Source organism: Marinobacter sp. DY40_1A1 (assembly GCF_016597815.1).
Taxonomy (GTDB): Bacteria; Pseudomonadota; Gammaproteobacteria; order Pseudomonadales; family Oleiphilaceae; genus Marinobacter; species Marinobacter xiaoshiensis.
On the sequence record NZ_VCHA01000002.1, the window covers coordinates 518,251 to 536,780 of the forward strand.

General features: G+C 56.6%; 15 protein-coding genes. 8 read left to right on the forward strand and 7 right to left on the reverse strand.

The genetic code is table 11. From position 1 onward, the window contains the following. Positions 1 to 24: 24 nt before the first annotated feature. Positions 25 to 1,662 carry an MBL fold metallo-hydrolase gene (locus FFI61_RS08245; protein WP_200369887.1) on the forward strand — a complete coding sequence of 546 codons (1,638 nt, stop codon included), beginning with the start codon at positions 25 to 27 and terminating at the stop codon, positions 1,660 to 1,662. Positions 1,663 to 1,702: 40 nt separating this feature from the next. Here FFI61_RS08245 and FFI61_RS08250 read toward each other — a convergent pair whose 3' ends face one another. Beyond that, positions 1,703 to 1,861, reverse strand: a complete 159-nt coding sequence (locus FFI61_RS08250) for a YqaE/Pmp3 family membrane protein (RefSeq protein WP_200202415.1) — start codon at positions 1,859 to 1,861, stop codon at positions 1,703 to 1,705. Positions 1,862 to 2,050: 189 nt separating this feature from the next. Between FFI61_RS08250 and FFI61_RS08255 the strand changes: the two genes are divergently transcribed. Next, the gene (locus tag FFI61_RS08255) at positions 2,051 to 3,457 is read left to right on the forward strand and encodes a succinylglutamate desuccinylase/aspartoacylase family protein (protein ID WP_227714736.1); all 1,407 of its coding nucleotides are present in this window, start codon (positions 2,051 to 2,053) and stop codon (positions 3,455 to 3,457) included. A 9-nt stretch (positions 3,458 to 3,466) separates the two neighbouring features. On the opposite strand, the gene FFI61_RS08260 is transcribed toward FFI61_RS08255, so the two are convergent. Continuing rightward, entirely contained in the window at positions 3,467 to 4,651 is a 1,185-nt protein-coding gene (locus tag FFI61_RS08260; RefSeq protein WP_200369888.1) for a MalY/PatB family protein, read from the reverse strand. A 100-nt stretch (positions 4,652 to 4,751) separates the two neighbouring features. On the opposite strand from FFI61_RS08260, the gene FFI61_RS08265 reads away from it, so the two are divergent. The 3 genes from FFI61_RS08265 to FFI61_RS08275 all read left to right on the forward strand — a co-directional run bounded on the left by FFI61_RS08265 (position 4,752) and on the right by FFI61_RS08275 (position 9,156). Beyond that, positions 4,752 to 5,639 carry an AEC family transporter gene (locus FFI61_RS08265; RefSeq protein WP_200369889.1) on the forward strand — a complete coding sequence of 296 codons (888 nt, stop codon included), beginning with the start codon at positions 4,752 to 4,754 and terminating at the stop codon, positions 5,637 to 5,639. Positions 5,640 to 5,650: 11 nt separating this feature from the next. Next, complete coding sequence (locus tag FFI61_RS08270) at positions 5,651 to 6,541, forward strand: prenyltransferase (RefSeq protein WP_200369890.1); 891 nt, start codon at positions 5,651 to 5,653, stop codon at positions 6,539 to 6,541. A gap of 113 nt (positions 6,542 to 6,654) precedes the next feature. Further along, positions 6,655 to 9,156 (forward strand): acyl-CoA dehydrogenase, encoded by a 2,502-nt coding sequence (locus FFI61_RS08275; RefSeq protein ID WP_200369891.1) that lies wholly within the window; start codon positions 6,655 to 6,657, stop codon positions 9,154 to 9,156. 58 nt (positions 9,157 to 9,214) lie between these two features. Here FFI61_RS08275 and FFI61_RS08280 read toward each other — a convergent pair whose 3' ends face one another. The 3 genes from FFI61_RS08280 to FFI61_RS08290 form a co-directional block, all read right to left on the reverse strand. Next, positions 9,215 to 10,507, reverse strand: coding sequence for a DSD1 family PLP-dependent enzyme (locus FFI61_RS08280; RefSeq protein WP_200369892.1), 1,293 nt, complete (start codon positions 10,505 to 10,507; stop codon positions 9,215 to 9,217). A gap of 25 nt (positions 10,508 to 10,532) precedes the next feature. Next, positions 10,533 to 11,918, reverse strand: coding sequence for a D-arabinono-1,4-lactone oxidase (locus tag FFI61_RS08285; protein ID WP_200369952.1), 1,386 nt, complete (start codon positions 11,916 to 11,918; stop codon positions 10,533 to 10,535). Positions 11,919 to 12,047: 129 nt separating this feature from the next. Beyond that, positions 12,048 to 12,995 carry a LysR family transcriptional regulator gene (locus FFI61_RS08290; RefSeq protein ID WP_200369893.1) on the reverse strand — a complete coding sequence of 316 codons (948 nt, stop codon included), beginning with the start codon at positions 12,993 to 12,995 and terminating at the stop codon, positions 12,048 to 12,050. Between the two features lie 124 nt (positions 12,996 to 13,119). Between FFI61_RS08290 and FFI61_RS08295 the strand changes: the two genes are divergently transcribed. Next, positions 13,120 to 14,037 (forward strand): DMT family transporter, encoded by a 918-nt coding sequence (locus tag FFI61_RS08295; RefSeq protein ID WP_200369894.1) that lies wholly within the window; start codon positions 13,120 to 13,122, stop codon positions 14,035 to 14,037. 122 nt (positions 14,038 to 14,159) lie between these two features. Here FFI61_RS08295 and FFI61_RS08300 read toward each other — a convergent pair whose 3' ends face one another. Both FFI61_RS08300 and FFI61_RS08305 read right to left on the reverse strand, forming a co-directional pair. Then, positions 14,160 to 14,735 (reverse strand): gamma-glutamylcyclotransferase, encoded by a 576-nt coding sequence (locus FFI61_RS08300; RefSeq protein ID WP_200369895.1) that lies wholly within the window; start codon positions 14,733 to 14,735, stop codon positions 14,160 to 14,162. 9 nt (positions 14,736 to 14,744) lie between these two features. Then, on the reverse strand, positions 14,745 to 15,383 hold the full coding sequence (locus FFI61_RS08305; RefSeq protein WP_200369896.1) for a MarC family protein: 639 nt from the start codon (positions 15,381 to 15,383) through the stop codon (positions 14,745 to 14,747). Positions 15,384 to 15,541: 158 nt separating this feature from the next. Here FFI61_RS08305 and FFI61_RS08310 point away from each other — a divergent pair, with 158 nt between their 5' ends. Together FFI61_RS08310 and pntB are read left to right on the forward strand one after the other, a co-directional pair. Continuing rightward, the gene (locus tag FFI61_RS08310) at positions 15,542 to 17,119 is read left to right on the forward strand and encodes a Re/Si-specific NAD(P)(+) transhydrogenase subunit alpha (RefSeq protein WP_200369897.1); all 1,578 of its coding nucleotides are present in this window, start codon (positions 15,542 to 15,544) and stop codon (positions 17,117 to 17,119) included. Positions 17,120 to 17,131: 12 nt separating this feature from the next. Beyond that, complete coding sequence (gene pntB, locus FFI61_RS08315) at positions 17,132 to 18,529, forward strand: Re/Si-specific NAD(P)(+) transhydrogenase subunit beta (RefSeq protein ID WP_200369898.1); 1,398 nt, start codon at positions 17,132 to 17,134, stop codon at positions 18,527 to 18,529. Position 18,530: the final 1 nt, after the last annotated feature.

Sequence of the window (18,530 nt, forward strand, 5' to 3'; positions counted from 1 at the left end):
ACAGCTTTGAATAATGGAAACTCTATGGATATTCGCCCTGCGGCCACTCTGGCACTGGTAAGAGATACCCCGGAAGGTATCGAGGTACTGTTGTTACAACGCACCTGGAATGCCGTTTTTCTGCCCGGCTTTTATGTTTTCCCCGGCGGCGCGGTGGATCAGCAGGAATCCCGTGGACGCCAGCATGCCGCTGGTCTGAAAGACACGGAGATAAGCCATACCATGAGCCTGAGTGAGGGCGGTGCAGATTATATGCTGGCCGCCGTCCGCGAATGCTTTGAGGAAGCTGGCGTACTGGTGGCCATGGATGCCGACCGGCAACTTATCAGCGGAGACCACCCCGCCCACGATGACCGCAAGGCGGTATTCAAAGGCGAACTGCCCCTTGCCGAACTGTGCCAGCGCCACCAGCTTACAATCCCGCTGGACAGGCTGGCCTATCTGAGCCACTGGATTACCCCTCCCGGCCCTCCCCGGCGTTTTGATACCCGGTTCTTCGTAACCGAAGCGCCAAAAAACCAGTATGTGAGCCACGATGGAGAGGAAACCATCGATCATGTATGGATCCGCCCGGAGCAGGCACTGCAGGAACATCGTGCCGGCACGCGCCTGATGACCTTGCCAACTCTGGGGACACTCAGGGTTTTGCGAGACTTTGATTCTGTGGAAAGCCTCATGCGCTACGCTTGGGCAAACCCTCCCGAACCTTACCCTAGCCAGCCCTGGCCGGCGATCCGTCGCGGCAAGCCGGTGTTTCTGGAGCCGGATTCGCCCGCCTACGCGGAGGCCGTCAAGCTGGACCCGGAAGGTGAAGGCAGTACCAGAGCAGAAATTGTTCCCGGTGAGCCGGTGGAAGTTGCGGCAGGCGTCATTCGCCTGACAGCCCCCAACCCTGGCGTAATGACCGGCCCGGGCACCAATACCTACATTCTGGGCGACAAACGGTTTACCGTGCTCGACCCGGGCCCGGACAATGCGGGGCACATAGAGCGTATTCTTGAGGTGACTGGAGGCAGGATTGATTCGGTGGTGGTCACGCATACCCACCTGGACCACTCGCCGGGCACCCGGGCGCTAAAGGAAAAGACAGGCTGCCGGGTTTACGGTCGATCTGCGCCGGACGGCCCGGGCCAGGATCATAAATTCGCACCGGACGAACAGCCTGAGCACGGGGATTTGATCGAAACCGATGCGGGCATTCTCAAGGTTCTGCACACACCCGGACACGCCTCCAACCACCTGTGCTTTTTGTTGGAAGATCAGCAGCTGCTGTTTTCAGGAGATCACATCATGCAGGGCTCAACGGTGGTTATAAACCCACCCGACGGCGACATGAAAGCCTATCTGGAATCGCTTTACGAGCTGCTGGCAGAACCCATTCGTTTCATCGCGCCGGCCCACGGCTTTGTCATGGGGCAACCGCAAGCCATCATCGACTACCTGATCACCCACCGGATGGCCAGGGAGCACAAGATTGCGCGCGCACTCGCCAAACTTTCACCGGTCACCCTGAAAGACCTCACCAGTAAAGCCTACGGCGACGTGCCAGCGGCCATTCATGGCGTTGCAGCCCGTTCAGCACTGGCGCACCTGTTGAAGCTGGAAGCAGATGGCCGCGCTGTACAGGAAGACGGCCTCTGGCAAGCCACAAAGACTACCTGAGCCCAGCCCACTGGCAGGCGCGCAAAGTGCCTGCCAGTTTCTATTTTTTGGCGATAATATACACCGCGTGCACGATACCGGGGATGTAGCCAAGAATCGTCAGCAGTATGTTGATCCAGAAGTGTTTTCCGATGCCTACCTGCAAAAACACACCCAGTGGCGGTAACAGAATGGCAATAAGAATTCGCAAAAAGTCCATATAGTTAACTTCCTCAGTCGGATATAACTGGATAGATCAGGCTCGCATGTACTCTGCGACCATAACTATTATTGGCAACCTTGTTCATGACTACATCATGAAAATGGCATTAAACCTGTGTTATTGCCATATCCATGACCCTTGGCCAACCTTTATCGTTGGGCCCTGGTGAACAACCCGTGAGGAATCATGCTGTTTTACAGGCTGAAAATGCTGACCACTTTTACAACGCCCCTCTGCTTGCTCATGCTGGCCATGCCCGCTGTATCACTGGCAGACCCGCCCGGGAAAAGCGTCCAGACATCGGCCACCCAGGAAATTTTGCTGGCAGAGTTGGCTGAAGACGAAAACGTTGAAGATGTAGAGCACTCAGAACCACGGCGAAGCCCCACAGAAGCGCCAACGCCCGAAGTGATCCCGGCAGCCGAAGAAGCAGCACCAGTACCCAAGCCAAAGCGTTCAGCAAAACCGAAAAAAGTAGCACCTAATATTGACCTGAAGGAAGTTGCGCCGGCACCTACCCCTGAGCCGCCGAAAGACCCCGCCATTCAGGAGAGCCCAGGCACCGAAGAGCCGGTCGTAATCGACATTCCGGAAGACAAGGCACCCGAACCGGAAGTTAAAGGTCCACAGCCTGCGAAAAACCTGGCTCTGCTTGGCAGCGAAGTCTTGCCTGGCACATCAACACGCCTGGCCTGGTCATCCGGCATTCAGATTGCCGGCTTGTCGCAGCCCACACCGGTATTGGTGGTCAACGGCGTTAATGCCGGCCCAACCCTGTGCCTGACAGGCACCATCCATGGCGACGAGCTGAACGGAATCGAAATTATCCGCCAGACGATGTACGACCTTGATCCGGAAAAACTCAGTGGCAGCGTGGTAGGCATCCCCATTGTGAACCTGCCTGGCTTCCAGCAGGGTAGCCGCTACCTGCCAGATCGCCGCGACCTGAACCGGCACTTCCCTGGCCGCCCGAATGGCAGCCTGGCAGACCGGATTGCCTACTCACTGTTCGAAAATATTATCCGGCACTGCGACATGCTGGTGGATATACATACCGGTTCACTTAAGCGAACCAACCTCCCGCAACTTCGTGCAGACATGAACAACCCCACAGTTGCGGAATTTACCCGGGGGTTTGATCGCATGGCGGTGGTGCACAGTAGTGGGTCACCCGGAATGCTGCGCACCGCTGCGGTTGATGTGGGCATCCGTTCAGTCACCCTGGAAGCGGGCGAATCCCATCGTATTCAGGAGCATCAGATCAAGGCAGGCGTAAACAGCCTCACCAGCCTGATGGAAAAACAGGGCATGATCTCGCGGATGTTCGTGTGGGGCGACCCACAACCTGTGTACTACAACTCTGCGTGGGTGCGCGCCAATGACGGCGGCATTCTGTTCAGCAAGGTCAAGCTGGGCGCGAAAGTAACCAAGGGGCAGATTCTTGGCTATGTGGCTGATCCGATCACCAACGCCCAGTACCCTATCCACTCCAACAGCGATGGCCGAATCATTGGCATGGCGGTAGATCAGGTGGTCATGGCGGGCTTTGCCGCCTACCACATAGGCACAGAAGCCAAGGTTCCAGGAGAGTAACGCTCAGGGCTATGGCTGGCGGCCACTCAAAGCCGATTCGATTCGCTGCAGCACCTCGGCCAGCACAGCCTTGGGGCAGCCGATATTGAGCCGCATGAAACCGCTGCCCTGTTCACCAAACGAGATGCCGGGGTTCATACCCACTCCGGCGTCCTGCACGAAAAACCGTTTCAATGCCGCGTCATCCAGCCCCATATCCCGGCAATCCAGCCACACCAGGTAGGTCCCTTCTGGCGCACGGGTTTTAATGCCGGGCAAGCGCGCGTTAACCGTGTCGACTACAAAGTCCCGGTTCTTCTGCAAATACGCCATCAGATCGCTCAGCCAGGGCCCACCAAAACGGTAGCCGGCTTCAAATCCTGCAATGCTGAACGGATTGCACTGGGGCAGGTGCAGGGAATCGAACACCGCTTGCATGGCATTGCGTTGTTCCCTGTCCGGAATGACAAGGGCAGACAGTCCAAGCCCCGGTATGTTAAAGCTTTTGCTGGGCGCGATGGCCGTAATCAGCGCATCGCCGGGTTGCGCAAGTGTTGCCAGCATCCGGTGCCGGGGCATATCGGCAAAGGTAAGGTCGCAGTGGATTTCATCTGAGATGACCACCAGATCATGGCGCCGGGCAATATCCAGAACGGCTTCCAGTTCTTGCACCGACCAGATGCGCCCAACAGGATTATGGGGTGAGCACAGCATCAGCAGGCGGGCATCCGGGCGCGCAGCGCAAGCTTCCAGGTGCTCCAGATCCATCCGGTAGTAACCGGTTTCATCGCAAACCAGTGGATTTTCAATAATCTCGCGCCCACTCAAGCGAACCGAGCTGAAAAACGGCGGGTACACCGGCGGCTGAACAATCACGCCTTCACCCGGGGCTGCATAAGCCATACAGGCGGCATGCAAGGACGGCACAACCCCCGGGGCCATTAATATCCAGTGGCGTTTGATTTCCCAACCGTGCCGTTCACGAAACCAGTCCATCACTGACTGGTACAGGCTATCGGGGAAAAGCGTATAACCATAAACCGGGTGTGCGGCACGCTCTGAAAGCGCGCGAGTAACGGCCTCTGGCGCGGCGAAATCCATGTCTGCCACCCACACTGGAATCACATCCTCTCGGCCAAATACCGCCTTGCGGACATCGAGTTTTACCGAACAGGTATCTTGGCGATTAAGAGGCTGATCAAACGGGCTTGTCACTGGTAAACTCCATAACCGATTAGCAATCCAGGTATCCGGGCTATTGTGGTCGGGTAACACTACCACCGCAACCAACCTGCGGCGCCTATTGGAGCTTTCGATGATTGGCCAGATTCTCTCGACCCTTCTACCGGTCTTTCTTATAGCTGGCTGCGGTGCCCTTTACGGTCGGTTTCGCACCCCGGATATTCGCGGGTTAAACGTTCTGAACATGGAACTGTTTGTGCCCATGCTGGTGTTTGCAGTGCTGGCCGACCAGCAAGCGCCGCTGCAGGATTACGCCGGGCTGGCGCTGGCTGCGACGGTGGTGGTGCTGGGTTCGGGTATTGTTCTGTATCCGCTGGCCCGGGTTCTTAACCTGAATCTGAAAACCTTTTTGCCCCCCATGATGTTCAACAACTCCGGCAACATGGGAATCCCACTGCTGGTTCTTGCCTTTGGTGAGGCGGCGCTACCCGCAGCCATCGTGCTCTTCATTGTAGAAATGCTGCTGCACTTTTCCGTGGGTCTATACATGCTGGACCCACACACATCCATATTGCAGCGTCTGAGACTGCCCATTGTATTTGCCAGTATTGCGGGGCTGGCCGTTAATCTATCGGGCGTTAGCCTTCCCGTCTGGCTGCTTCACTCCCTGAACATGCTCGGGGAAATCTGCATACCGCTGATGTTGTTTACCCTCGGCGTGCGTATGCTGGATATCGACTTCAGTGACTGGAAACTGGGCATGCTGGGCGCCATTGCCTGCCCGGTCAGTGGGCTATTGCTGGCCTGGCCGATGATTGCACTTCTGGATCTCCCCGGCCTTCAAATTGCCTCTCTCTGGGTTTTCGCGGCCCTGCCCCCTGCTGTGCTCAACTACATGGTGGCAGAGCAGTATCAGCAAGAGCCCCATAAAGTGGCCTCTCTCGTACTATTAAGTAACCTCGGCAGCCTTATTGTTATGCCCATTGTGCTCGGGCTGGTTTTTGCCGCCGGTTACATCTGAGGAAATAGTGAATGTCTGAAACCATTGCGGTGGTTCGCGCCTCCCGCCCTAACTTCCTGATTCTTGCGCCTTTGTGTGTCGGGCTGGGCGTTGCCGTGGCCTGGCACCAAGGCGAGCCACCGGCGCTGCTGGACACGCTGCTGGTTTTTGTGGGTGCACTGCTGGCCCACGCTGCGGTAAACCTGCTCAATGAATATGAGGATTTTGTGTCCGGGCTGGACCTGATTACCACCCGCACCCCGTTTTCCGGTGGCAGCGGCGCTCTCCCGGAGGTGCCGGGCGCAGCAAAGCGTGTACTGGCTGCTGCTCTTGGAACCCTGGCTCTGGTTATTCTTATTGGGCTCTACTTTCTCTGGCAGCGCGGGCTTCCCATGTTGATTCTGGGCACCGCCGGCATTGCACTTGTGGTTACCTATACCCGCTGGATTACCCGCTCTCCGTTACTGTGCCTGTTTGCACCGGGCATAGGTTTCGGGACGGTGATGGTTCTTGGCACACTGGTGGCGCTCGGGGCCCGGCTTGATGCCACCGCCATTACAGTATCGGTGATCAGCCTGCTTCTGGTGAGCGAGTTACTGTTGATCAACCAGATTCCCGATGTCGAAGCCGATCGAAAGATAGGGCGCCGCCATCTGGTGGTTACCCTTGGCACCAGCGCCGCTGCCCGGCTGGTATCCGCATTGTTTCTCTCGGGTTATGTCGTTTTGGTAATGGGCATACTCACTGGCTGGTTGCCATTGCCGTCTATACTGTCATTAGCAACGGCGCCCTTCGCGTTCTGGCTTGCCTGCAAACTGCCAGGTGCCCTTGAGCAGCCAGATACACTGAACACCTTGCTGGGTACCAACGTAGCCATTCTTCTGGCCACCTTGGCCCTGCTGATTGTTGGCCTGAGCCTGTAGCCAGAGGCGCCGGCACAGACCTACCCACGCGCAGCCCTTGCATGTGGGGGGACTTTGGCCGAAGGTTAAACTGAAATTCGCTGAATTTTTATCCACGATATGGAGGTCTGCCCGTGAGTGTACTTTTACTGCTCATCAGTGCCCTGGCTCTTATCTATGTGGGAGTTGGCGGCACCACAGCCGCTGTGGTGATGTCTGCCGCAACCCTGATTGGCCTGATCCAGGACGAGTGGCACATTGCCAGCATTCTGTTTGGCGGCCTTTTTCTGGCTCTTGCCCTGATTCTGGTTATTCCCAGCGATATGCGTCTTGATAAATTCAGTCGCCCACTACTGGGGTGGGTTCGCAGCCGCCTTCCCAAGCTGTCTTCAACCGAAGAAGAAGCCCTCAAATCCGGCTCTGTGGATTGGGATGGCGAACTGTTCTCTGGCAAGCCTGAATGGTCAAAACTGCTGGATGCAAAACCTGCACACCTGACCAGCGAAGAACAGGCCTTTCTCGACGGCCCGGTAGAAAAACTCTGCGGCATGCTCGATGACTGGAAGATCACCCACGAAGACTATGACCTGCCGGACAAGGTCTGGAAATTTATCCGAGAGAACGGCTTTTTCGGCCTGGTGATTCCGAAAGAAGACGGCGGCATGGGCTTCTCCAACACGGCCCATTCTGAAATCGTCATGAAGATTTCTACCCGCAGCGTATCGGCTGCGGTTACCGTGATGGTACCCAACTCCCTCGGCCCGGGTGAGTTGCTGATGCATTACGGCACCGACGAACAGAAAAAGCACTACCTGCCAAGGCTATCCGGCGGTGAAGAGATTCCCTGCTTTGCCCTCACATCGCCCATTGCGGGTTCCGATGCAGGCGCCATTCCCGACAAAGGCATCGTATGCAAAGGCCAATGGAACGGCGAAGAAGTTCTGGGCCTGAAAGTTACCTGGAACAAACGCTATATCACCCTGGCACCGGTGGCGACGCTGATTGGCCTGGCCATCAAAGTGTACGACCCGGAAAATCTGCTGGGCGATAACGAAGAAATAGGCGTGACCTGTGTGCTGGTGCCGCGGGAAACCGAAGGCGTTCACGCAGGCGCCCGACACCTGCCGATGAATACTGTGTTCATGAATGGGCCTACGTGGGGCACCGAGGTGTTTATTCCCATGGATCAGGTCATCGGTGGCCAGGACATGCTCGGCAAAGGCTGGACCATGCTGCTGGAATGCCTGTCTATCGGACGCTCCATTTCCCTGCCCGCGCTGGGCACAGGTGCCGGCAAGGTTGCCAGCCTGGCAACCGGTTCCTACGCTTATACCCGCGAGCAATTCGGCCGTTCCATCAGCCAGTTTGAAGGTGTTCAGGAGGCTCTGGAACCCATTGCCGGCTACACCTACATGATGGATGCCGCCCGCCTGCTGACCTCCGGCATGCTGGACAGGGGCGTGCGGCCCGCGGTGCCTTCTGCCCTGTTGAAATACCGCAACACAGACCTTATGCGGATAGTGATCAACCACGCCATGGATGTGGTCGCCGGTCGCGGCGTTATTACCGGCCCCCGCAACTTCATGGCCCGCGCCTATAACGCTGTCCCCATTGGCATTACGGTAGAAGGCGCAAACATTCTGACCCGCAGCCTGATGGTGTTTGGTCAGGGCGCGATCCGCTGCCACCCGTTTATTGTTGATGAAATTGCAGCGGCAGATATGAAAGACGAAGATCAGGCGGCGAAGACGTTCGACGGCATCTTCTACAAACACCTGGCTCACACCACACGGAACGCTTTGAGAGCCCTGGTTCTTGCCCTCTCCGGCGGGTTGTTTGAAACAGTGCCGCGTCAGGGAAACATCCGTTCATATTACCGCCAGCTTGCCCGCTTCTCGGCGGCGTTTGCACTAATGACAGATGTAACCCTGCTCTCGGTAGGCGGAGGTCTGAAAGCCCGACAGCGCCTCTCCGGGCGCATGGCAGACTGCCTGGTGCAGCTGTACTACGCGACGGCCGTAATCAAGCAATGGCACGAGGAAGGCTACCCTGCCGACCAGCGCCCGCTGGTGGAATGGTGCCTGCAAACCTGCCTGCAGAACTTGCAGAACTCCATGCGTGAAGCCATCACCAAATTCCCTGTACCCGCTCTTCGCTGGCCAATGCGCCTGTTGGTGTTTCCGTTGGGTGCGACCGGTCTGAACGGGCCGGATGACAAGCTTGGCGCCCAAGTGGCTGCCAGCATCGTTAAAGACACACCACTGCGCCAGCGCATCAGCCGCGGCGCTTATACCACAATGGATCCGAAGGACCCTCTTGGTCGGGTTCTGAATGCCTACAAGCTGGCAAACGAAACCGCCGCTGTCCGTGGCCGCATGCACGAAGCCATTCGTAATCGTGATAAAGACGATCTGGACGAAGTGACACTGCTGATGGGCCATGAGCGCAAAAAGCTGGTGGACTGGGCCTGCGCAGAAGGCGTTGTGAAAACAGAAGAGCGTGAGAAGCTTGAGGAAGCACTGACGGCTTTATACGACGTTATCCGGGTGGATGCTTTCGATGAAGAAGGCTTGAAAGCTCTGTCCCGATGCGCCAAGGGTAAACGCAAAGTAATTGAGCGCCCCGGCACCAAGTAAGTTCACAGGCTGTGGCCAGCGCTTTCAAATGCTGGCCACTGGCCTTATGGCTCACTGGCTATGCCCGGGACCCGTCCTGGTATACCGGCCAGTGATCAACAATCTTGCCATTGCGCATAGCCAGTATGTCGCCAAACTGCAGCAATACTGCCTCGCTCTGTTGCGGGCGCAAAAACACCTGGTCGTTCACTTCAAGCCCCACTCCCGGCGAGGCCGTTACCAGCTCCTGGTTCGAGCTTCTGCCATACAGGCTATTGCTCTGCAGGCCCTCTGGCGCAACAAAGTCCGCCAGCCAGTTACCGCCATACATAAAGTAGCTGGCGCGCTGGTTAACATCCCACCAAGAGAAGATTCTGGATTTCCCATCAAGCGCTGGAATATTCACCGGCCCCGCGGATTTCAGCACCGGGCTGGCAATAAAGGCCGCGGGAATGTGATCACTCAATGAAGGCAAATCAAAGTGAGTGGGCATCACCATGGCAGAGCCCACCGCCAACTCTGTACTCAGGGTTTCAGTTTCGTGCAGCCGATAACTTGGACTGCCAGCTGTATTCAGTGCCAAGCCATCCCGCCATAATGCCGGGTAGTGATTTTTTGTGAAATCAACAAAGCCCTGATAGCGGGTCATCACCTTGCCTAGCAGCGTTTCCGGAGAACCAAGAACCGAGGGCAACTCCATACCCACAAACGGGTCGTAACCCATAAACCCGGAGAACTCGAGCTGCTCCGGGTTGTCGGCAATCAAACCAAGCAACACATTCAAGGTATCCATATCGGCCACACCACCGCGGTGCAGGCCTACGTCCAACTCAATATTGATCCGGAACCTGCTGTTGCGTGCTTGTGCTATCTGCAAGTACTCCTGCAAGCGCTCAGGCGCATCAATCAGCCACTGGATTCGCGCTGTGGGATCAGCCTGCCCCTGATGCTGCTGGTAGAACACCTCAACGGATCGGGCTGGCAGCGGCTTGCCCAGCAATATATCTGCTTGCGGAAAATATTCGGCGGTCTGATTCAGGAAAGGTTGGTGAAACGACATCAGTTTGTCTGTTCCGGTACGGTTGGCAATGTACTCCAACAAACCGCGCGCCGGCAGCGACTTTTCAACCAGTCGCAAGGCCTTGCCGCTGCGTTGCAGGGAGGCTTTAACCACATCAATGTTGTGATCCAGGCGATCCAGATCCACCAGCAATACAGGCCGCATGGGCCCGGCACGTTTCAGCTCCGCGTTCAGCGCCTCAAAGTAAGCCGTGTAAGGTTTGCCCTTATCTCCAGGTCGCAGCAAGGCAGCGCCGGTCAGTATGGCCGCACCACCCAGCAGGCCGGTGAACAGAAAACCACGACGATTCACAATACCTTCTCCTTCACTATCTCCTTCACGCGCCCAGAATTGAGCGCAAGTGGGCATTCAGGAACCTGCCCTGGGGATCGAGGCTCTCGCGCAGCCCGGTAAACTCGCGCCACTGTGGGTACAACTTTTCCAGATGCCGTGCATTCAGCGTATGCAGCTTGCCCCAATGGGGTCTGCCGTCGTACTTCCAGAAGATCGGCTCTATGGCCGCAAACAGGTTGTGATAATCCATGCTGTAGTGCTGGTGCACAGAAATGGCGCAACTGTCGCGCCCCTGGAACATACTCAAAGGCACATCGTCAGCCTGCACATAACGGTATTCCAGCGGGAACCAGGTGGGTAAATCATTGCGCTCTATCAGTTGCAGAATCTCCCGCAGGCAGGCAGGGCCATGCTCCGCAGGCACTGAGTATTCCATTTCGTTAAAACGCACCGAGCGCACGTTGGAATAGATCTCGTAGGATTCGCCAATACGCTCATCAAAGGTGGCAAGGTGCCGCAGGTTGTTCAGCAAAAACCGGCGGGCCGAGGGGAAGTCGCTGCCATATTTGTCGAGTTTCTCCAGCAGAGTCACAAACTCATTGCCACCGCTTTCAGCCTTGTTTACCGGCGGTGTAGCCGGCTCTTCAGTTTCGTTCAGGGCAATCGCCAGGGCATAGTCTGAATGGGTAATCACCAGCATTTCCCAGTGCTGGTTTTCAGACACATGCTTATCAATATCCGCCAGCAAGTCTTCTGTTTTGGCCACCCACATGGTTTCCCGAAGACGGTAGCCTGGCCGGTTCTGCATGGTCAGCTTGGTAATTACCCCGAGCGACCCCATGGATACGCGGGCAGCATGGAACACCTCCGGGTTACGTGTGGCATCGCAGTCCAAGACCTCACCGCTCGCAGTTACTAGCTGCAACCCTTTGATGTAGCTGGAGTACGAACCGTATTTAATGCCGGTACCATGGGTGGATGTAGCAACGGCGCCACCCAGCGTCTGGTGATCAATATCCGCCATATTGATAAAGCCCTGGCCAACATCGTTCAGCGCCATGCCCATCAGTGCCATGGAAGTGCCCGCACCAAACTCCGCCTGGTGGGTTTCTGAATCATGGCTTAACATGCCACCAAAATAGCCCAGGGAAAGCAGGGTGTCGTCAGTCGGCACCAGCGGGCTGAATGAATGCCCTGCTCCAACCGGGCGAATGGTTCCCGTACTTTGGGCAATAACACTGACCAACTCGCCGAGTGATTTGGGAGTTATCTGCTGTGCTGGCAAGCAGGTCTGCACGCCCGACCAGTTGCGCCAGGGCTGCATGCGTTGAGGGTTGAGAACTTGTGCAAGTGCGGCCTGACTGCCAAGCGCACCCAAAGCACCGAGGGCGCCGGCGTATTGGAGAAACTGGCGACGATTTAAAGACATGTTGGGTTCCTGTTTACAACTTCTGCGTGAGGCGCAGTTTTATTTCTGTTGAGGCAAGGATACCCGCTGCAACATCATTCTCCGATAGCACCAGCGCCGGAAAGGCCGACACAAAGGGTCAATTTTACATCATTGTGACCTGAGTCCCCCTCTGATGGCTTCATCCACCAGCCAACCCCTCAGCAGCTGAATGCTTCGTTCCCTTCGCCGGCTGGTTTTCCAGGCAAAATAGAACCGGTCGCCGGTCACCAGCGGGTGGCAAGGCAAGCGCACAAACTCTTCTGAATCCTTACGGGTACTCAACATGTAGTCGTTGGTCAGCGCTATACCCTGGTGATAGCGCGCCGCCTCCAGCGCCAGCAACATGTGGCTGAAATGCTGTACGCGAGCGCCGGAAGGCAGGGATTCATCCACGGTTTGATACCAGGCTTCCCAGTCGCCAGCGGCTTTGTCGTAAATACTGTGGGTAGATAACAGGGGGAAGCGGGCTATCTCCGCCGGAGTCATGGCTGGTTCATCATGGCCGGTCACATCGGTTTCCCGCCCTAACTCTCTGCAGATGCGCTGCCAATAATCCTGACTGCACACGGGGAAAAGCCGCTCCACATACAAAAGCTCGTAACTGTATGCTGGGGAATCCCTGTGGATGGTAATAAAGCAGTCTGCTACCCGATCAGACAGCACCGGGTTTTCACTGGTCATTTCCAGCGCCAGTTCTACCTGCGGGTGCTGCCGTTGCAAGTCTGGCAACCTTGGTACCAGCCAGCGCACGGCGAAGGAACTGAACAGCGCGAGCCGTAACCGGGACTCTTCATGCCCCAGCAGTTTTTCACTGGCCCGCTCGATTTGCAGCAACGCGGTACTGACAGCATCCAGATACTGCCGCCCCTCATCGGTCAACGCGAGTGTGCGCCCGCTGCGCCAGAACAGCTGCTCACCCAGGTAGGTTTCCAGTTGTTTGATCTGATGGCTCACCGCACTCTGGCTGACCGCCAATTCCTCGGCAGCCATTGAAAAGCTGTTGAGGCGAGCAACCGCTTCAAATACGGGCAATGCTTTGAGAGGGGGCAGCTTCATTATCTATTTTTCTAATACCTGGCGAATAAACATCATTTTATCGGATATTAAAACCCATGTAGGCTACAACTGCCACTTCCCATATGTGCGTTTTATTTCACCCCGAGTTTCAGGATAAGAAAGCATGTCAGGTAAAACCGTAAACAGCGCCATTCTTTTGCTTGTGCTTGGCAACGCCATGGCGCTGATATCTGACGTGTTTATCAAGCTCATGGAGCCGGGCGCACCGATTCTGCAGTTCGCATTTCTACGCTGCCTTATCACCCTTGTTTTCTTGCTGCCTTTGGCCCGCAAGATCGACCGGAACAACCTGTTCTCCGGCATCAAAGTACACGCCATCAGGGCGCACGTTCATCTGGTAGGCCTGCTGTGCATGATCGTTGCCTTGAGCAACCTGCCTCTGGCCACGGCCAACGCCGTATTTTACGCGGCACCGATTCTGGTGATGGTGTTTTCGGTGGTTATCTTCCGGGAGTCACTGTCGCCACTGAGTGTGCTTGCAGTCTTCAGCGGCTTTGCAGGCATCATCGTTATCCTGCGCCCGGTGGAGTTCAACTGGGCGGTTGTGGCGGCGCTGGGATCTGCCCTCACACTGGCAATCAACGCGGTGATGGTGCGCAAGTTACCCAAGGGCCAGAGCACTGTGCACAAGCTGTTTCTCAACTACCTGTTGGTTATCCCGGTGTCTGGGCTACTGGCAGTGTGGGAGTGGCAACAGGGTGCAATATGGCACCCGGAAATTCTGTTTACAGCGGCGGCTTCTGCGTTTTTCATTCTGGGTTACAACATTACCGTTTTGCTGGCTTACAGGCAGGTAGATGCAAACCAGGTAACCAGTGCGGAATATACGGGGCTGATTTGGGCAGTAGCTATTGGCTGGATCTGGTTTAACGAGGTGCCCGACTGGTGGTTCCTGGTGGGCAGCTTGATGGTTGTTGTGCCGCTGGTGATGATCGGCCTGAACCAGCGCCGTAAATCACCTCCCAGAGGCTTTAATCCTGCTACCCGAGATGATCAACAAGCGGCCACCGCCAAAGCCTGACGCAACTGAGGGCGGGGCACCTTCCGAAACACGCTGTGAATACGTCCGTGTACGCTTGGCTCCGCCATCCCTGGCTCCGCACAGTTTCGGAAGGTGCCCCGCCCTCGGTTGCTTACTCGGAATTACAGGTCTTCCTCAGGAGCTTTCTTGAGGCACGACTCAATTGCGAAAGTATGAGTACACTCATCACCCAGTGCGCGCAATGACTCAGCGAGCCTGAGCAGGTATTCGGAGTTTGGGCCACTCGGACCAACCGCAGAAGCAATCTGGCGGGCTATATCCGCATCCGGCGCCTCGCCAAGGAAGGCTTCGTTGTCCTCAGTGGCAATGTAAACCAGCCCCTCACCATGACTGCCGTTATCGAACGTCAACGTTGTTGTGAATCGCAGATAGCCGTTCTTCTCCCGTACATCCAAATGCTCGAACACCTTCGGTGACACCCGGAAGGCCATACCTTTGCACTTGGCACCCGGCTGCTCGATCAGAGTCACCACACGCCCTGGCGCTTCCGGAGTACCGCGGTGATCGTGAGATCCCTGCCAGAACCGACGGGCCCAGCCCTGAATAGACGCTGGGCGTTTTTCCAAATACGGGAAGTCGACTTTATAGATGAGCGAACCATAACCAAACAACCAGATCGACTCGATGCCGGAAAAATCCTGTCGGTTGCGGTTGTGCTCTGTGGTGTCAGCGGACATTGAGCCCCCTTATGCTCCCATCAAACCGGAACTGGCGATAAAGCCTGTAATGCCTGTCAGTACAATTTCTGCTGCCATGGCCGAGAGTACCAGACCACTGATTTTGGAGAGTATGTTGAGGCCGGTTTTACCCAGAGCTTTTTCCAGGTAGCCAGACAAGTGCAGCAATATGCCCAGAATCAGCAGGCCGGAAAGCAGGCCCAGCAGACCTCCTGCCACTTCCGGAGCCTGTTTGAGTTCAGCACCGTATACCAGAATAGCACCGATGGTAGCGGGGCCAATCATCACTGGAACGGCCAAGGGCACCACAGCGATGTCGTCGCGCTCTTCCTCTGGTAGGCCAGTGGCATGGTTGCGGGTGCCGCTGGTGACCAGGCTGATGGCAGTGAGGAACAGCAGTGTGCCGGCACCAATGCGGAAAGAGTTCAGAGTAATGCCAATGGCGCTGAACAGCACCGGGCCGCCGAAGAACAACAAGACACCCATTATGGATGCAGCAATGCACGCCCGGCGAATGATCGAGGCTTTTTCAGCTGCGGGCAAACCGCGGGTCAAGGCGATAAACATGGACACCGCAAAGAAAGGCGCCAGCAGAAACAGAAAGCGAATGGTGCTGCTGATATAGGTGCTGAAAAACATCTCAATCATCGAAAAAATTCCGGTATGTGCAAAAACGCAAAGCATAGCGCCTTATCCGGATTTCTGCCGTACGCAACAGAACGTATGGCAGGCAAAGTCCTGAGCTTGCACTAGGATGAAGGTAGTTCTCCTTCCTTTCATCGGTTCAAACACAGGGCGTTTGCATCATGAAGATTGGCATTCCAAAAGAGATATTCACAGACGAACGGCGAGTTGCAGCCACACCGCCTTCCGTACACAAACTGATCAACCTGGGCTATGAGGTAAGAGTTGAATCCGGCGCAGGCGAAGCGGCGCACTATCGCGACGAAGCTTATGAAGCCGTTGGCGCTTCCATTGCCGCGGATGCTCAATCCCTTTGGCGCGAGGCAGATATCATTCTGAAGGTTCGCGCACCCATGCTGAACCCGGCTCTGGGCAAGCATGAGGCCGACCTGATGAAGGAAGGGGGCTTTCTCATCAGCTACATCTGGCCCGCCCAGAACGCCGAGCTTCTTAACCAGCTGGCGGCCCGTAACATCACCACCTTTGCCATCGACAGCCTGCCCCGCATAAGCCGGGCCCAGAAAATGGATGCTCTGAGCGCCATGGCGAACATCGCCGGGTATCGTGCGGTGGTAGAAGCCGCCAATCACTTCGGACGCTTTTTCACAGGCCAGATAACGGCAGCAGGCAAGGTGCCGCCAGCCAAAGTAATGGTAATCGGCGCCGGCGTGGCCGGGCTTGCGGCGGTGGGCGCAGCCAATAGTCTGGGGGCCATCGTCCGGGCCTTCGACACCCGGCTGGAAGTGAAGGAACAGATTGAAAGCATGGGCGCCGAATTTCTGCAGCTGGATTTTGGCGAGGAAGAAGGCAGTGGTGCAGGCGGTTACGCCAAGCAGATGAGCGACGAGTTTATCAAGGCGGAAATGGCGCTGTTCGCAGAACAAGCCAAAGAGGTAGATATCATCATTACCACCGCCCTGATTCCCGGTAAGCCGGCGCCGAAACTGATCACGGCGGAGATGGTGAAATCCATGAAGCCCGGCAGCGTGATTGTGGATCTGGCATCGGAACGAGGCGGCAATTGCGAGCTTACCGAGCCCGGAAAAATTGTCGAGCAGCACGACGTTACGCTGATCGGCTACACGGATCTTCCCAGCCGTATGGCCAAGGTGGCCAGCGATCTCTATGCCACCAACCTGTTTCATCTGGTGACTGAACTGACACCGGAGAAAGACGGCCAGCCAAAAGTGAACATGGAGGACGACGTGATTCGTGGCCTTACGGTGGTGCTGGGCAAGGACGTAACCTGGCCGCCACCGCAGCCGCAAACACCCACCAGCCCCAAGCCTGCACCAGGCACAGAAGAACCTTCGGCAGAACAAAAAGCGGCGGCACACAAGGAATCCCAACGCCGTAGCCTGATCGGTAAGGGGGCCGTGTTGGTCGTCACCCTTGCGGCACTTTATGGCGTTGGCGCCTATGCACCGGAAAGCTTCCTGCGGCACTTCACCGTGTTCGTGCTGGCGTGTTTTATCGGCTGGCAGGTGGTGTGGAACGTCACGGCGTCCCTGCACACACCCCTGATGAGTGTCACCAACGCCATCAGTGGCATTATCGTGATTGGTGCCATGTTGCACCTGGCCCAGGCAGAGAATGCCGTGGTCGGAGTTCTGGCGTTTGTGGCGGTGCTGATTGCCAGCATCAACGTTGGGGGTGGCTTCCGGGTTACCCATCGCATGCTCAAAATGTTCCGCAAATAGGAGGCGACCACCATGAGTACAGGACTCGTTAGTGTGGCCTATGTGGTCGCCAGCGTATTGTTTATCCTCAGCCTGGGAGGCCTGAGCAATCAGGAATCCGCACGCCGGGGCAATCTTTACGGGGTAGCCGGCATTCTCATTGCATTGGTCGCCACCATGGCCAGCGTCAGTGACAGTGGGCTTGTTGCCATCGTGATTGCGGTGCTGGTGGGTGCCAGCATTGGCATCGCCATTGCCAACAAGGTAGAAATGACCCAGATGCCACAGCTGGTGGCGCTGCTGCACAGCTTTGTCGGTTTGGCCGCCGTGCTGGTGGGCTTCACTGGCTACATCGAGCCGCTGATTCACACCACAGGTGCCGAGCACACCATCAAACTGGTGGAAGTGTTTGTGGGCATCTTTATCGGTGCCGTTACCTTCACCGGCTCGCTGGTGGCCTGCGGCAAGCTGGATGGCCGTATCGACAGCAAGGCTCTCACCCTCCCCGGCCGGCATCTGATGAATCTGGCTGCGATAGCGGTGTCGATTCTGCTGGGCGCCTGGTTCCTGGGTACCGAAAGCATGGCGCTGGGCATACTTGCTCTGGTGCTTATGACGATCGTGGCGGCAGTGTTGGGCATTCACCTCATTATGGCCATTGGCGGTGCCGACATGCCGGTGGTGGTGTCGATGCTGAACAGTTATTCCGGCTGGGCCGCAGCGTCCATCGGGTTCATGCTGGGCAACGACCTGTTGATCGTGACCGGTGCACTGGTGGGCAGCAGCGGCGCCATTCTCAGTTACATAATGTGCAAGGCCATGAACCGGTCGTTCATCAGTGTAATCCTCGGCGGATTCGGCCAAACCAGCAGCAGTTCTGCAAGCGCAGACCCTGACGATCGAACAGCATTGGAAGCCAGCGCAGACGAAGTGTGCGAGGAGTTACGCAATGCTGATTCCGTCATTATCGTACCGGGTTACGGCATGGCGGTGGCGCAGGCTCAGAGTGGGGTGAGCGACATGACCAAACTGTTGCGGGAGCGTGGCGTGGATGTGCGCTTTGGCATCCACCCCGTAGCCGGTCGACTCCCCGGCCACATGAACGTGCTGCTGGCAGAAGCCCATGTGCCCTACGACATAGTGCTGGAGATGGACGAAATCAACGAGGATTTCCCAACCACAGACGTGGTGCTGGTTATTGGAGCCAACGACACGGTGAACCCTGCCGCAGCAGAAGACCCGGGCAGCCCGATTGCAGGCATGCCGGTACTGGAGGTGTGGAAAGCACGGCAGGTAGTGATTCTTAAACGGGGCATGGCAACGGGTTATTCCGGTGTGGAAAACCCGCTGTTCTTCAAGGACAACGCCCGCATGCTATTTGGCGATGCCAAAGACAGCATCGACAAGCTTGTTAGTGGGCTGAGGGACTAAG